We start from the raw sequence: 14,363 nt of genomic DNA, 5'->3' as shown, positions 1-14,363 counted from the left end.
CGACACCGCCCTGAACTGACGAACCTGCCTCCTGCAGGAGGCGGGTTCGTCAGTTCGAAGCGGGTTCGCGCCGCTCAGGGCGCCCAGGTGCGCGGTGCCGGACCGGCGGCGACGTCGTCGCCGTTCCCCGGTCCGAACCGCTTGCGGTGGTTGCGGTTGACCGCCGAGACGACCGCGCGCAGCGTCGCGGTGGTGATCGAGGTGGCGATGCCGACACCCCACACGACCTCGCCGTCGATCTCGGTCTCCACGTAGCTGGCCGCGCTGGCGTCGAACCCCGCGGTCATCGCGTGTTCGCTGTAGTCGAGGATCCGGATGTTGAACCCGACGGTGCCCAGGGCGTCGACGAAGGCCGCGAGCGGCCCGTTGCCGCGTCCCGCGATCTCCTTCTCGACGCCGTCGACCTTGACCACGGCAGAGATGCGGTCCTCGCCGTCGTCGGTCTCGGCGGCGTCGACGCGCTGGCTGATGCGCTCGAGCGGGCGGAGCGGGTGCAGGTACTCGTCGGCGAAGACGTCCCACATCTCCTTGGGCGACACCTCGCCGCCCTCGCCGTCGGTGATCTTCTGGATCTCGCGACTGAACTCGATCTGCAGTCGCCGCGGCATCGCGAGACCGTGGTCGGACTTCATGATGTAGGCGACACCGCCCTTGCCCGACTGGCTGTTGACGCGGATCACCGCCTCGTAGGTGCGGCCGACGTCCTTGGGGTCGATCGGCAGGTACGGCACCTGCCAGTACAGGTCGTCGATGTCCGTGTCGGCGGCGTCGGCGTCGATCTTCATCTGGTCGAGGCCCTTGTTGATCGCGTCCTGGTGGCTTCCCGAGAACGCGGTGTAGACCAGGTCGCCGCCGTAGGGGTGGCGCTCGGCCACACCGAGCTGGTTGCAGTACTCCACCGTGCGGCGGATCTCGTCGATGTCGGCGAAGCTGATCTGCGGATCGACCCCGCGGCTGAACAGGTTCATGCCGAGGGTCACCAGGCACACGTTGCCGGTGCGCTCACCGTTGCCGAACAGGCAGCCCTCGATGCGGTCGGCGCCCGCCTGGTAGCCGAGTTCAGCAGCGGCGACGGCGGTTCCGCGATCGTTGTGGGGATGCAGGCTCAGGATGACCGAGTCGCGACGCGCCAGGTTACGGTGCATCCACTCGATGGAATCGGCGTAGACGTTCGGGGTGGCCATCTCCACCGTCGCCGGCAGGTTCAGGATGATCGGGTTCTCCGGTGTGGGCGCGATGATCTCGGTGACCGCGTCGCACACCTCCTTGGCGTAACTGAGCTCGGTGCCGGTGTACGACTCGGGGGAGTACTCGTAGCGCCAGTGGGTGTCCGGGTACTTCTGCTCCTCCGACTTCACCTTGTGCGCGGCGTCGGTGGCGATCTTCGTGATCGCGGCCTTGTCGGCGCGGAACACGACGCGACGCTGCAGCACCGAGGTCGAGTTGTAGAAGTGCACGATCACCGACCGTGCCCCGCGACAGGCGTCGAAGGTGCGCTCGATGAGCTCGTCGCGGCACTGGGTGAGCACCTGGATGGTGACGTCGTCGGGGATGGCCCCGTCGGTGATGATCTCGCGGACGAAGTCGTAGTCGGTCTGGCTCGCCGAGGGGAAGCCGACCTCGATCTCCTTGTAGCCCATCCGCACCAGCAGGTCGAACATGCGGCGCTTACGGGCGGGGCTCATCGGGTCGATCAGGGCCTGGTTGCCGTCCCGGAGATCGACGGCGCACCACGCCGGGGCACGGTCGATGATGCGATCGGGCCAGGTGCGGTCGGCCAGCGTGACCGACTCGACCTCATCGGCGAAGGGCTTGTACCGATGCGACGGCATCGCCGACGCGCGCTGGGTGTTCCAGCTCGGTTGATCAGAGGGGACGGGGCCGCCGGGAGACACGATGCGGCTGGCTCCGGAACGAAAACTGTCTGCTGCAGGCATTGAGGGTCATTTCTCCGTGGTCGTGGATGAAGTGACCGGCGCAGTATCGACCCCCGCGACGGGGAGCCGGTCTGATCAGACCCCGCCGCGGCACCCGAGGAGGAGGCTGCGCCGCATGATGGCAGACGATACCCCCGCCCCCGGGATGGGCCAAACACCCGCCCGGCGGAGTTCAGCCGACCGCTGCGGCACGGTCCCGCAGTTCGGCGACGGTGCCGGCATCGAGCGGTCGGTCGTGTGGCGCCGTCCAGCACGCTGCGAGGAGGCCGTGCCCGAGGCGGCGTAACCGCACGTGTGACGGCCAGTCGGTGCGGGCCCAGCGAGGTTCGTCGATGGCGCTCTCGGTGGCCGCGAGTTCGGCCTCCATGAGTGCCCACTGCACATCCCGGCGACGCGCACGCGCGACGTCGGTGTGTGGTGAGCCGTCGGCGACGTCTTCGAGCAGGCGCTGCATGTCGCCGACCGCGGCCGACCGGGACCACCGCGTGGTGCGGCGGTGCGCACCGGTACCCACCACCCACAACGCGGCGACCGCGACGGCCACTCCCAGCGCCGTCTCGACGATGCGGTCACCGGCGATCACGGCGAGCCCGGCCGTCGTCGGCGACATCAGGAGGGCCAGCGGTGTGATGGCGAGGACGGCGAGCCCGTAGTTGCTCACCACGCTGATCTCGATGGCGAAGGTGAGGGCGGTCAGGATCACGACGAGCGCCACGTCGCCGGGTTCGAGCAGGTGCACCACGGCGAACAGGCCCACGCCGACAACGGTTCCGGCCAGCCGGTGCGCCCCGCGCAGCACGCCGCGGATGCGGTCGGGCCCGAGCTGCAGCACCAGGACGACCGCGGCGATCGCCCAGTCCGGTCGGCTCAGTCCGACCGCGACCGAGACCAGCCCGACGACGGTGGCCGCCACGACCACCCGCATCGTCGCAACCGCGGCGTGGCTGTGGGGATGCGCAGCGGCCCGCAGGCGCTGCATCACAGAGGGGCGCGGCAGCGGCGCGGTCGCGAGCGCGGTGTCGTCGGCGGCCGATCCGTGGAGTCGGTGATGCGACCGCCAGAGCCGCCGCGCCAGTTCACCGTCGGTCTGCGCGGCGTCGTGCAGCACGCTCCAGGCGTGCAGCAGGTGGCCCGACGCGCCCTGCCGCAGCGCGGATTCCGGTGGCGCGTCGGTGGAGAGGTAGTGCTCGATCGCGGCGACGGCCGCGGTGACCGATGACTCCTCGGGTCGCGAACGGTGCGCGAGGGCCGGTGCCATCCCGGCGACCAACGATCCGACGGTTCCGGCCGCGGTGCACCCGACCACGACCCACGGGTTCACCCCGTGCTGGGTGACCGTGGCCGCGATCCCGCCGGTGAGGACGAAGAACAGCGGTCCGGGTGGTCCGATGCGCAGGGCGTTGCCCACGAACACCGCGACACCGGCGATGACGACCGACGCCATCACCAGTCCCGAACGCACCCCGGCCGATGCGTCGGGGCCGGCGAGATGGCCGAGGGTCCCCATCACCGCGACCGAGGCGAGCAGCGTGGCCGCGGCGACACCGATGACACGCCAACGGATGCGGAAGGGGCGGTTCTCGCCGTAGAGCACCGCGAACGAACCGAGGGCGGCGAACAGCGCGTTGTGCCCGAACCCGCCGATCAACAACGCGACCGCGGGCAGCGCGAAGGCGGCCGCGGCCCGGATCGCGGCCGGCCAGCGCGTACCGAAACCCGACACCCCGAAGAACAGGGCACGGAGCGCCGGTCGTTCGGGCGGCGGGTGCGGTGCCGAGCCGACGTCGGTGCTCATCCGCCGAAGGGGTGGCCCCAGCGCTCGGCGAAGGCGATCTCGTCCAGGGGCCGTCGGGTGCGCTCGCGCGCGTCCTTCTCGGCGATCTTCGGGTCGAGGGTGTCGGGATCGGCCAGGGTCCCGACGGCCAGCAGCACCAGCGGGCGCTCACCGGCGGGGATCTCGAAGCGTTCGATGGTGGCGGGGACCTCGAAGCCGGCCATGGGATGACCCACGTAACCGAGATCGACGGCCTGCAGGATCATCTGGGCGGTCGTGAGTCCGAGATCGACGGCGCCGTAGGTGGTCGCGTTCGCGTCGTCGGCGTCGTCGCGGGTGGTGAGCAGGATCAGCGCCGATGCCGCTGTGGCCCAGGTGTTCCCGCGACTGAGCACCTCGGTGAGCGCGGTGAAGGTCGCATCGCCGCGCACACCGACGACGAACCGCACCGGTTGGGTCGATCCCCACGTCGGTGCCCACCGCCCGGCCTCGAGGATCGCGGTCAGGTCATCGGCGGGAATCGTCGCCGAGGCGTCGAGGCCTCGCGCGCTCCATCGCTTCTCGAAGAGCTCGTGCACGGTTGTCGTCCCTCCCTGCGCCCGCGATGCGGGCACCATCAGCGCGCTGGTCGGCGGCGCAGTACGACGGCGATAACGGCGGCCATCACCACCAGTATTCCCGTGCTGGCACCGACCGCGACGTGCAGGCCGTCGACAAAGGCGGCCCGCGCGGCCTGCGCGAGGTCGCCTCCCTGTGCCGACCCCAGTTGTGTTGCGTGCCGGAGGGTCTCGCCGAGCGTGTCGGAAAAGTCGCGTCCGTCGGAATTGCCGCGGAACACCAGCGTGGCCAGCGAACCGATGAGCGCGAGACCGAGCGAGGTGCCGAGCTCGAAGCTGGTCTCGGAGATCCCCGACGCCGCGCCCGCACGTTCGGGCGGAGCCGAGGCCACCGCGACCTCCGACACCAGGCTGAAGACGATGCCGTAGCCGACGCCGGCGACCGTGGTCGACACGAGGTAGATCCACAGCGGGGTGTCGGTGCCCAGGGCCAGCAGACCGAGATTGCCGACCGCTGCGAACAACAGTGCCGTCACGAAGGCCCCGCGATTGCCCAGCAGCGAGCTGATCCGCGATGCCCCCAGCGAGAACACTGCGACGGCGACGGCCATCGGCACCCCTGCCAGTGCCGCGGCGAGCACGTCACGCCCGAGCACCGACTGCAGGTAGATGCCGGTCAGATACGACAACGCGCCGAGGGTCATCATGCAGGTCAACGCGGCCATGATCGCCGAGGTGAACGCCGGGAGTCGGAACAGGTTGACCTGCAGCAGAGGGTGTTTCGCGTTCCTCTGCTGACGGATGAACGCCATGATCGCGACCACGCCGATGATCGCGGAGACGATCCCGACGGCATCGACACCGTCGGCGGCGACGTGCTTGATCGCGTAGATCAGCGGCAGGATGCCCAGCAGCGACAGCACCACACCGAGGCCGTCGAAGGGATCGGTGGTGCCCGAACGGTATTCGGGGACGAATCGCGGTGCGAGCACGAGAAGCACCAGCAGGATCGGGACGTTGAGCAGGAAGATCGAACCCCACCAGAAGTGGTGCAGCACCACGCCGCCGATGACCGGACCGACCGCCGAGCCGCCGGCGAACGAGGCCGTCCACACGCCGATGGCCAGCGACCGGTGTCGCAGGTTGGGGAACATGTTGCTGATCAGCGAGAGGCTCGCGGGCAGCAGGGTGGCGCCGCCGATGCCCATCAGCGCGCGGGCGCCGATCAGTATCTCCGCGTTGGGCGCGAACGCCGCGATAAGTGACGCGAGGCCGAACACCGTGGCACCCGACAGCAGGATCTTGCGGCGCCCGAAGCGGTCGCCGATGTTGCCCATCGTGATGAGCAGGCCGGCGATGAGGAAGCCGTAGATGTCGACGATCCAGAGTTGCTCGGCGGCCGATGGCTCGAGCTGATCGGTGATCGTCGGGATGGCGAGGTAGAGGACCGAGAAGTCCATGGCGACCAGCAGCACCGGCAGCGACATGATCGCGAGGCCCAGCCAGGCGCGCGGGTCGGTGCGCGGCTGCGTCCCTCGCGGGTCGGCGCCTCCTGTTGTCTGCGCGATCGTGCTCATGCTGCTGTCCTCCTTCTGCTGACTCGGTCGTGATCCACCCCGATGAGAGGGTCGCGCGTACGGCGTACGCGAATGGTTCGTCTCGGCAAAGATACCCACGTGAGTACGCTGTACGCAAATGACATCCGTGGTGCTCTGCGCCACCGTCGACGGGAGGTGAACTGCGATGACCGAATCGGTGGGCGGGCCGCGCCTGACCCGGTCGGCGATCGTCGAGGTCGCGATCGATCTCGCCGACACGGAGGGCTTCGCTGCGGTGACGATGCGCAAGATCGCCGACCGCCTCGGGGTGGGTGCGATGTCGCTGTATCGCCACGTCGCCGACAAGGACGCACTGCTGATGGCCATGACCGAGGAGGTCGGGCGGCGGTTCCCCTATCCGCACGAGATGGCCCGTGACGACGGCTCCGGCGATGCCCGGAGCGACGATCTCGCCGTGGTCGGCCACCGCACCTGGCGCGAGTGCGTGCAGGTCGCGGTCGAGATCGACTGGGCGCTGTACCAACGCCACCCGTGGGTCGTGCTGGCGTACTCGTCACCCCGCCACAGCATGGGCGCGTCGAGTCTGGGGTGTCTCGACTGGATGATGGCCGGCTTCTCCCAGCTCGGTGTCGACCGCGTGGCCTCGGCCGAGATGACCCTGACCCTGTGGAGCTACATCCAGGGCGTGGCCCTCGCCGACGTCAGCGACCAGCTGCTGCGCACCAGCTCCGAGCAGGTCTCGGGCCGCAGCGGTCTCGACGACGTGCTCGACGGTGACGAGACCGACGAGCCGCCACCCCGCGTGGCGGCGCTGCGCGGTGTCGGCCGGGAGCGGCGACTGACCGACTCGCGGCGCCGGCTCGACCACGGCGTGGAGCTGCTCTGCGTGGGCTTCGAGGCCGCCGCCCGCTGACTGGCGGGATCTTTGCGAACAGTGTCGGTGCTGCCACTGGTGGCAGGATCGTTGTGGCCGCACAGTCAGTGCCATGACCTTCACGCTGATCCTGATCCTGGCCCCTGCTCTCGTCCTGACGTTGGCGATCGTCGACCGACGCAGCCATCGGGAGGCGGGACAGCCCACCCTCGACTCCTACGCCGGCGTCCTCACCGATCTCGGTCCCGACACCGACAGCAACGGAGGCACCGACAGCAACCGAGGCACCGACAGCCACGTCGACACCGGGTTCCCCGGGCCCCGATGGCTCGGGCCGCGGTGAGAGCCGTGCCCTCGGCGCGCGTCGGGACCGACACCTACTGTCGGGGACATGCGTCTGGGACTGCGACACGCGATGCCATCGGTCGAGCTGACCATCGACACCCCCGCCGCCTCGGTGTGGGATGTCATCACCGATCTGACGGCCTGGCCGGAATGGGGACCGTCGGTGTCGGGGGCGCAACTCGACTCCCCGGGCGGGCTGTCGGCGGGAGCGCAGGGCAAGGTGTGGACCCCGGTGGGGGTGCCGCTGCCGTTCACCATCACCGAGTTCACGCCCGGCCGGGCGTGGGCGTGGCGGGTGGCAGGCATCCCGGCGACGCGTCACGAGGTGATCCCCCGCGGCGAGAACCGGTGCGTGCTGAGTTTCGGTGTGCCCCTGTGGGCACCGGCCTATCTGACGATCATGGCGATCGCACTGCCGCGGATCGAGCGACTCGCCCTCGCGCGCGCCTGATCTGCCGCGCCCGCTCAGATCGCGTGCGGGTACACCGTCAGCATGTGGGCGCCGAACCACGAACTCAGGGTCACCACCGCGGCGAGCACCCACAGCTGGGTGAACGGGCGTGCGCGGGCCAGCGCGATGGCCGACGGGATCAACATCACGAAGGCGGGCAACAACAGTCGCGGCCGACTCATCATCAGTCCGCTCGAGGCGACGATCGAGACGATCACCAGCGTCCCGTACAGCAGTACCGGCCACGGCAGCCGCTCCCACACGCAGACCGCGACGAGGGCGATGGTGGCCACCATGATCCACGCGGTCGCGACCACCGCGACCTCGTCGGCGTTGACGAGCGAGTAGTTGACGAACTGCCATGCGGCCCGGCCCCAGTCGATCTCGGTGCCCCAGCCCTGCGTCTGGATGGTGAACCACCCGGTGGGACTACCGGTCTGGTGCCACACCACCCCGAGGTAACCGAGGTAGCCGAGCGGACTGAGGATCACCGCGAGCCACGCCCGGGGGCCGTCGCGGCGGGCCAGCAACGCCGCCAGCATCACGACGCCGACCAGGACGACGGCCGTGGGTCGGGTGAGTCCGGCCAGCATCGTCATGGTCCCGGCGAGCAGCCAACGACGTTCCAGCACACCGACGAGTGCCCACACCGCGAGCCCGCAGAACAGCGCCTCGGTGTACGCCATCGACAGCACGATGCCCATCGGCGCGGCGGCGAACAGCACCACCAGGATCAGTCCGACCCGACGCGGGTCCACCCGCGACGTCGGGGCGTCGGTCGAGTCGGTGGTGGAGTTGAGGAACATCGAGACCCGCGAGGTGATCCGCAGGTTGTCGGTGAACCACCCCGACCCGCCACGGGGTCGGTCGCCCATCAGGCGGCAGCAGATGGCGCCGAGGCGCGCGACGCCGACCGCGGCGACACAGCCCACCACGATGTTGACCGCCATCGCGGCCCCGAACGCGGTGACGCCCGGCAGCTTCGCGACGGCCCCGACGAGCATCGGGTATCCGGGGAAGAAGGCGTAGGGGGTGTTGGCGTCGCGGTAGCCGTGGGCGTCGGCCTGCGTGAACGGCACGCCGCCGTAACCGTGTTCGGCGATGGCCAGCATCCACCGGCCGTCCCATGAGGAGAGGAAGTAGCCGACCGAGCCGCCGCGCAGATCGGCGAACCGCGCCAGGGTCAGCAGCCCGATCGCACGGATTGCGAGGTAGCTCGCGATCGGCGCCAGCCAGTCCTGATGACGCCCAGCCCAGCCGGTCTCAGCCCATCCGGACTCGACCGTCGAGTTCGTGTCGGTCGCCGCGGGGGTGCTCGCCAAGGGGGTTGCTGCCACGAGTACAGATCGTAAGCCCCCTGATCGAACCGATCCGAGCAGGTCATCGCTCGAATCGGTCATCGCGCAGGTCGGCCGGTAGGGTGTGGCGAGTCGATCCGAGGACAGGTGGAGGTAGGCCGGCGTGGCGCTCGTGGTGCAGAAGTACGGCGGGTCGTCGGTCGCGTCGGCCGAACGGATCCGCCGCGTGGCCGAGCGGATCGTCGCCACCAAGAAGCAGGGGAACGATGTCGTCGTCGTGTGTTCGGCCATGGGCGACACCACCGACGAACTGCTCGACCTCGCCGAGCAGGTCTGTCCGTCGCCGCCCGCACGCGAGATGGACATGCTGCTGACCTCCGGTGAGCGCATCTCCAACGCGCTGGTCGCGATGGCGATCAGTTCGATGGGCGCCCAGGCGCAGTCGTTCACCGGCTCGCAGGCCGGTGTCATCACCACCAGCAGCCACGGCAAGGCGAAGATCATCGACGTCAACCCCGGCCGCGTCCGCAGTGCGCTCGACGAGGGCAAGATCGTCCTCGTCGCAGGCTTCCAGGGTGTCTCGCAGGACACCAAGGACGTCACCACCCTGGGCCGCGGCGGATCGGACACCACCGCCGTGGCGTTGGCCGCAGCTCTGAACGCCGACGTGTGCGAGATCTACACCGACGTCGACGGCATCTACTCCGCCGATCCGCGCATCGTCCCCGACGCACGACACCTCGCGACCGTCTCGTTCGAGGAGATGCTCGAGATGGCCGCCTGCGGCGCGAAGGTCCTGATGCTGCGATGCGTGGAGTACGCCCGCCGCTACAACGTTCCCGTACACGTTCGCTCGTCGTACACGACCAAGCCCGGCACCATCGTGTCCGGTTCGATGGAGGACATCGCAGTGGAAGACGCAATTCTCACCGGAGTCGCACACGATCGCAGCGAGGCCAAGATCACCGTCGTGGGGCTCGATGACAAGCCCGGCTATGCCGCGCAGGTGTTCCGCGCCGTCGCCGACGCCGAGATCAACATCGACATGGTGTTGCAGAACGTGTCGAAGGTCGACACCGGCAAGACCGACATCACCTTCACCCTGCCGAAGGAGCTCGGACCGCTCGCCGTCGACAAGCTGATGAAGCTCAAGGGCGAGATCGGGTTCTCGGAGATCCTGTTCGACGACCACATCGGCAAGGTGTCGCTGGTGGGTGCGGGTATGAAGAGCCACCCCGGTGTGACGGCCACCTTCTGCGAGGCGCTCAGCGCGGCCGGCATCAACATCGAACTCATCTCCACCTCCGAGATCCGGATCTCGGTGCTGTGCCGCGACACCGAACTCGACGACGCCGTCCGCGCGATCCACGCCGCCTTCGACCTCGGCGGCGACGAGGTCGCGACCGTCCACGCCGGAACGGGGCGGTGACGCGATGACACGAGCGGAGCGAGGAGAGAGCTTGTGACGAGCATCGGAGTCGTCGGCGCGACCGGACAGGTCGGCGCCGTCATGCGCACGCTGCTCACGCAGCGGGAGTTCCCCGCCGACGAGGTGCGGTTCTTCGCGTCGTCGCGGTCGGCGGGGAAGAAGCTTCCCTGGCTCGACGGTGAGATCACCGTCGAGGACGCGGCGACCGCCGATCCGAGCGGACTCGACATCGCGCTGTTCTCCGCCGGAGCGACGATGTCGCGGGAGCAGGCACCGCGGTTCGCCGCCGCCGGTGTCACCGTCATCGACAACTCGTCGGCGTGGCGCAAGGATCCGCAGGTCCCGCTGATCGTCTCCGAGGTCAACGGCCACCTGGCCTCGAACCCGCCCAAGGGCATCATCGCGAACCCGAACTGCACCACAATGGCCGCGATGCCCGTGCTCAAGCCGCTGCACGCCGAGGCAGGCCTGCGCCGACTGATCATCTCGAGCTACCAGGCGGTGTCGGGCAGCGGCCTCGCCGGCGTGGAGGAACTCGCCGGACAGTTGCGCGCGGGTATCGACGACGTCGAGCTCCTCGTCCACGACGGCTCCGCGGTGAGCGGCCCCGCGCCGGTGAAGTACGTGGCGCCGATCGCCTACAACGTGATCCCGCTGGCCGGGTCGATCGTCGACGACGGATCGTTCGAGACCGACGAGGATCAGAAGCTGCGCAACGAGTCGCGCAAGATCCTCGATCTGCCCGAGCTGCTGGTCAGCGGCACCTGCGTGCGGGTCCCGGTCTTCACCGGCCACTCGCTGTCGATCAACGCCGAGTTCGACCGGCCGCTGTCGCCGGCGCGGGCACAGGAGATCCTCCGATCGGCCGCGGGTGTGCGACTGGTCGACGTCCCGACCCCGCGTGACGCGGCCGGTGTCGACGAGTCGCTGGTCGGCCGCATCCGCGTCGACGAGGGTGTACCCGACGGACGCGGGCTGTCGCTGTTCGTCGCCGGCGACAACCTCCGCAAGGGTGCCGCACTGAACACGATCCAGATCGCCGAACTGCTGGTCTGACCCGTACACGGCTCGCACCGATGGCGGTCGGCGTGTGGATGATCCACGTCGCGGTCGTCAACGGTGCGAGTTGTGGACACCGTCGGTGCCACACTGGGTGATGTGAGCACTCCGCAGGATCCCGATCCCATCCCCAGCCTCGCCGAACTCGACGCCATGGACATGGCCGAGATCGCCGCCGGGCGGACCTCGGCCGACAAGGATCTGCGCACCGACGAGATCGGGCCACCGCCGCGCGCGCTGCAGCACGCGTTCGCACTCTGGGTGGGCGGCGCGATCGCCGCGCTGATCAGCGCGGCGTACGGACTGATCAACCTCGGCACCATCTCCGACGCCCTACGCGGGCGGCTGGAGGAGGGCATCGCGACCGATCCGAGCGAGTCGGCGCCCGCCACCCAGGTCGACTCGCTGTCATCGACGTACCCGGTGATCATGCTCATCGCGATCGTCGTCCTGCTCGCGATCCAGTACCCGCTGCTGACCGCCATCTCGCGCCATCACAGCCGCAACTGTCGCAGTTTCTACGTCACCGCGGTCGTGCTGATGCTGCTCTGCATCCCCGTCGGCATCGACCTGCTCTTCGACTACCCCGAGGTCTCGTCGGTGATGACGGTGGTCGCATGGGTGCAGTTCGCGTTGCTGCTGTTGTCGGCGTTGTTCACGTTGCGCCGCAGCGTGAACCAGTGGCTCCCCGAGCCGATGCGCGTGCGTCCCGGGCAGATGCGGTCCCGGCGCGGCTGAGCGTCACCCCAACCGGGACAGTGCCGCGGTCAGCTCCGCCTCGTCGACCCGGGTGCTGCGGCCGTCGGCGATGACCACCTCGCCGCCGACGAGGACGGTGTCGACGATCGACGGGCTCCCGGTGGTGAGGATCGACGCCCCGGGATCGGTCACCGGCAGTGTCGCGAAGTCACGGTCGAACCGGATCACGGTCAGATCAGCGGGCGCACCCACCGTGACGCCGCCCACCACGTCGGCGAGGCCCATCGAGGGGTTCACCCCGCCGCACGCCATGTCGATCATCTCCGCGAATCCGAGCAGGTCGGCACGTTTGTGCGTGGCGCGCTGCAGGTAGGCCGCCATGCGGAACGATTCGAGCATGTTCTGGGTGTCGTTGCTCGCCGCGCCGTCGACACCCAGCCCCACCCGCACTCCTTCGGCGAGCATCGCCGGAACCGGTGCCACACCGCTGCCGAGCCGCATGTTCGACACCGGGTTGTGCGACACCCCGACACCGTGGTCGCGCAGCATCGAACGATCACGCTCGGTGACCTCGACGCAGTGCACCGCCACCAGGCGATCCCACAGAAACCCGGACGCGGCGAGGTAATCGAGCGCACCGAGGCCCGCGTGCTCGCGACACATCGCGTCGTCGGTGCCGGTCTCCGCCAGGTGGATCGACACGGTCATGTCCCGCCCGTCGGCGAACTCGCGGACCGCCACCATCCCCTCGGGGGTCAGTGATCGGGGGTTGGGGACGCCGAACCCGATCGAGATCGCCGACCCGGCCACCGCCGAGCGCATATCGTCGACGTGGGCGAACACGTCATGAAGCGGCTGCATCAGCGACGGTTCGAAGCCCCACCGACGGGTGGCATCGGGGCGGTCGGCGACACCGCGTCCGAGAACCGCTCGTACCCCGGTGTCGCGGAGGCCTCGGATGACGGCGTCGTGCACCTCGGGAGACGGATGCGGCCACATGTGCTCGAGAAGGGTGGTGGTCCCCGATCGCAGTCCCTCGAGTGACGCCGACACCGTTGCGAGATAGGCGCTCTCGGGTGTGATGGCCGTCGATCGTGCGCCGATCTCGAGCAGCCACGCGAGCAACGGCGTGCACTCGGCGACACCGCGCATCACCGACTGCTGCAGATGGGTGTGGGTGTTCACGAAGCCGGGGATGACGTACCCGCCCGGGGCGGTCACCCGTTCGCCCTCTCCGCTCCCGGCGGGTACGACACCGGTCACGACGCCGTCGTCGATCACGATGTCGCAGTGGGCGTTCCACCGCCCGCCGGAGTACACCGAGGCGTCGGCGACAACGGTGCTCATCGGCGCGAGAAGTTGGCGGCGATGCGCTGCTGCAGATAGTCGTGTGCGGTGATCGGCGGGTACTTGCCGCCGGGGCTCTCGATCACCACGTCGGCGTTCGCCTGCGCGAAGAAGGCGATGGTGTGTCGGGGGCCGCGGTACTCGTCGCGTCGCGGCGAGCGCACGCGGTGGAAGTTCGACGGCAACCGGTCGTCGGACCAGCGCATGAGCATGTCGCCGATGTTGCAGGTGATCGCATCGTCGGACGGTTCCACCGAGGTCCAGGCCTGACCGTCGGCCTCCGCGCCGGGAAGCACCTGCAGGCCGCCCTGACCGGACCGCTGGAACAGCAGGGTGAGCGCATCGAAATCGGTGTGCGCACCGGCCCGCCAGACGTCGGACCGGTCGAGCAGTTCGTCGCCGAAGGCGTAGTAGTGCAGCAGTCGTAACGTGCTCTGGTATCCCGCGCTCGCCGGATCGTGCGCCCGCGTGAAGAAGTCGCGGTCGAAACCCAGGCGCGGGGCGAAGCAGCCGAGCAGGGCCATCGCGATCTCCCAGCACCGGCGCTCGAAGTCCTCGATCGTCGTCCGGAAACCGGTTATGTCGTCGTCACTCGGCCACAGTCGGTCCATGCGGGGTCGGGTGACCTGGAACGACTCCTTCTGGTCGGGGGTGCCGACCGAGGGGCGCACCTGCGACGAGTACTCCCACCCGGCGTTGGTCCCCGGACGGAGCGGAAGGCTCGCCTTCACCTCGGTGGGCAGCGCGAAGAAGCGTTCCGACATCGCGAAGACGCGGTCGAGGGTGTCGGCGTCGATCCCGTGGTCGACGACCTGGAAGAATCCGATGTCGGTTGCGGCGCTCCACAATTCGTCGGCGATGGCCTCGCGACGGGTGTCGAGGTCGGCGAGGCTGATGCGCCGCACCTCGCGGTCGGTGGTCTCGGTGCCGATCCCACCCATCCGTGCCTCGCGGCGGAGTTCGGTCAACGGGGTACGGGATCGTTCGGTGTGTGGCATGCGGTTCTCTCTCCGGTGTGAGGGCGGATGCGCTTT

At 69.2% G+C, this 14,363-nt stretch carries 13 protein-coding genes; 6 read left to right on the top strand and 7 right to left on the bottom strand.

Annotated features, from left to right (window positions below; genetic code table 11):
- Positions 1 to 74 precede the first annotated feature (74 nt).
- The 4 genes from leuA to ACLBW1_RS00515 form a co-directional block, all read right to left on the bottom strand.
- Positions 75 to 1,937: a 2-isopropylmalate synthase gene (gene leuA, locus ACLBW1_RS00530; protein ID WP_447809443.1), complete on the bottom strand. Its 1,863-nt coding sequence runs from the start codon at positions 1,935 to 1,937 to the stop codon at positions 75 to 77.
- Positions 1,938 to 2,109: 172 nt separating this feature from the next.
- Positions 2,110 to 3,732, bottom strand: coding sequence for an FUSC family protein (locus ACLBW1_RS00525; protein WP_447809442.1), 1,623 nt, complete (start codon positions 3,730 to 3,732; stop codon positions 2,110 to 2,112).
- Positions 3,729 to 4,289 carry a nitroreductase family protein gene (locus tag ACLBW1_RS00520; protein WP_447809441.1) on the bottom strand — a complete coding sequence of 187 codons (561 nt, stop codon included), beginning with the start codon at positions 4,287 to 4,289 and terminating at the stop codon, positions 3,729 to 3,731. Before ACLBW1_RS00520 ends, ACLBW1_RS00525 begins: the two co-directional genes overlap by 4 nt.
- Positions 4,290 to 4,327: 38 nt before the next feature.
- On the bottom strand, positions 4,328 to 5,845 hold the full coding sequence (locus ACLBW1_RS00515) for an MFS transporter (RefSeq protein WP_447809440.1): 1,518 nt from the start codon (positions 5,843 to 5,845) through the stop codon (positions 4,328 to 4,330).
- Positions 5,846 to 6,011: 166 nt separating this feature from the next.
- Between ACLBW1_RS00515 and ACLBW1_RS00510 the strand changes: the two genes are divergently transcribed.
- From ACLBW1_RS00510 to ACLBW1_RS00500, 3 genes are all read left to right on the top strand, one after another.
- Entirely contained in the window at positions 6,012 to 6,740 is a 729-nt protein-coding gene (locus ACLBW1_RS00510) for a TetR/AcrR family transcriptional regulator (RefSeq protein WP_447809439.1), read from the top strand.
- A gap of 73 nt (positions 6,741 to 6,813) precedes the next feature.
- A complete protein-coding gene (locus ACLBW1_RS00505; RefSeq protein WP_447809438.1) occupies positions 6,814 to 7,044 on the top strand; it encodes a hypothetical protein in 231 nt (76 codons plus the stop codon).
- A 48-nt stretch (positions 7,045 to 7,092) separates the two neighbouring features.
- Entirely contained in the window at positions 7,093 to 7,497 is a 405-nt protein-coding gene (locus ACLBW1_RS00500; RefSeq protein ID WP_447809436.1) for an SRPBCC family protein, read from the top strand.
- 14 nt (positions 7,498 to 7,511) lie between these two features.
- Here ACLBW1_RS00500 and ACLBW1_RS00495 read toward each other — a convergent pair whose 3' ends face one another.
- Entirely contained in the window at positions 7,512 to 8,834 is a 1,323-nt protein-coding gene (locus ACLBW1_RS00495; protein WP_447809434.1) for a hypothetical protein, read from the bottom strand.
- A 124-nt stretch (positions 8,835 to 8,958) separates the two neighbouring features.
- Here ACLBW1_RS00495 and ACLBW1_RS00490 point away from each other — a divergent pair, with 124 nt between their 5' ends.
- The 3 genes from ACLBW1_RS00490 to ACLBW1_RS00480 all read left to right on the top strand — a co-directional run bounded on the left by ACLBW1_RS00490 (position 8,959) and on the right by ACLBW1_RS00480 (position 12,021).
- Positions 8,959 to 10,224, top strand: coding sequence for an aspartate kinase (locus tag ACLBW1_RS00490; protein WP_447809433.1), 1,266 nt, complete (start codon positions 8,959 to 8,961; stop codon positions 10,222 to 10,224).
- 33 nt (positions 10,225 to 10,257) lie between these two features.
- Positions 10,258 to 11,280, top strand: coding sequence for an aspartate-semialdehyde dehydrogenase (locus ACLBW1_RS00485; RefSeq protein WP_447809431.1), 1,023 nt, complete (start codon positions 10,258 to 10,260; stop codon positions 11,278 to 11,280).
- A 102-nt stretch (positions 11,281 to 11,382) separates the two neighbouring features.
- Entirely contained in the window at positions 11,383 to 12,021 is a 639-nt protein-coding gene (locus tag ACLBW1_RS00480) for a hypothetical protein (protein WP_447809430.1), read from the top strand.
- 3 nt (positions 12,022 to 12,024) lie between these two features.
- Here ACLBW1_RS00480 and ACLBW1_RS00475 read toward each other — a convergent pair whose 3' ends face one another.
- Both ACLBW1_RS00475 and ACLBW1_RS00470 read right to left on the bottom strand, forming a co-directional pair.
- Complete coding sequence (locus ACLBW1_RS00475) at positions 12,025 to 13,329, bottom strand: amidohydrolase family protein (RefSeq protein WP_447809429.1); 1,305 nt, start codon at positions 13,327 to 13,329, stop codon at positions 12,025 to 12,027.
- Positions 13,326 to 14,327, bottom strand: coding sequence for an isopenicillin N synthase family dioxygenase (locus ACLBW1_RS00470; RefSeq protein WP_447809428.1), 1,002 nt, complete (start codon positions 14,325 to 14,327; stop codon positions 13,326 to 13,328). The genes ACLBW1_RS00475 and ACLBW1_RS00470 overlap by 4 nt, the downstream gene beginning before the upstream one ends.
- Positions 14,328 to 14,363 lie beyond the last annotated feature (36 nt).

Source organism: Williamsia sp. M5A3_1d (assembly GCF_053345315.1).
The sequence above is the reverse complement of the archived record's forward strand: the minus strand, read 5'-3'. Positions and strand labels throughout refer to the sequence as shown.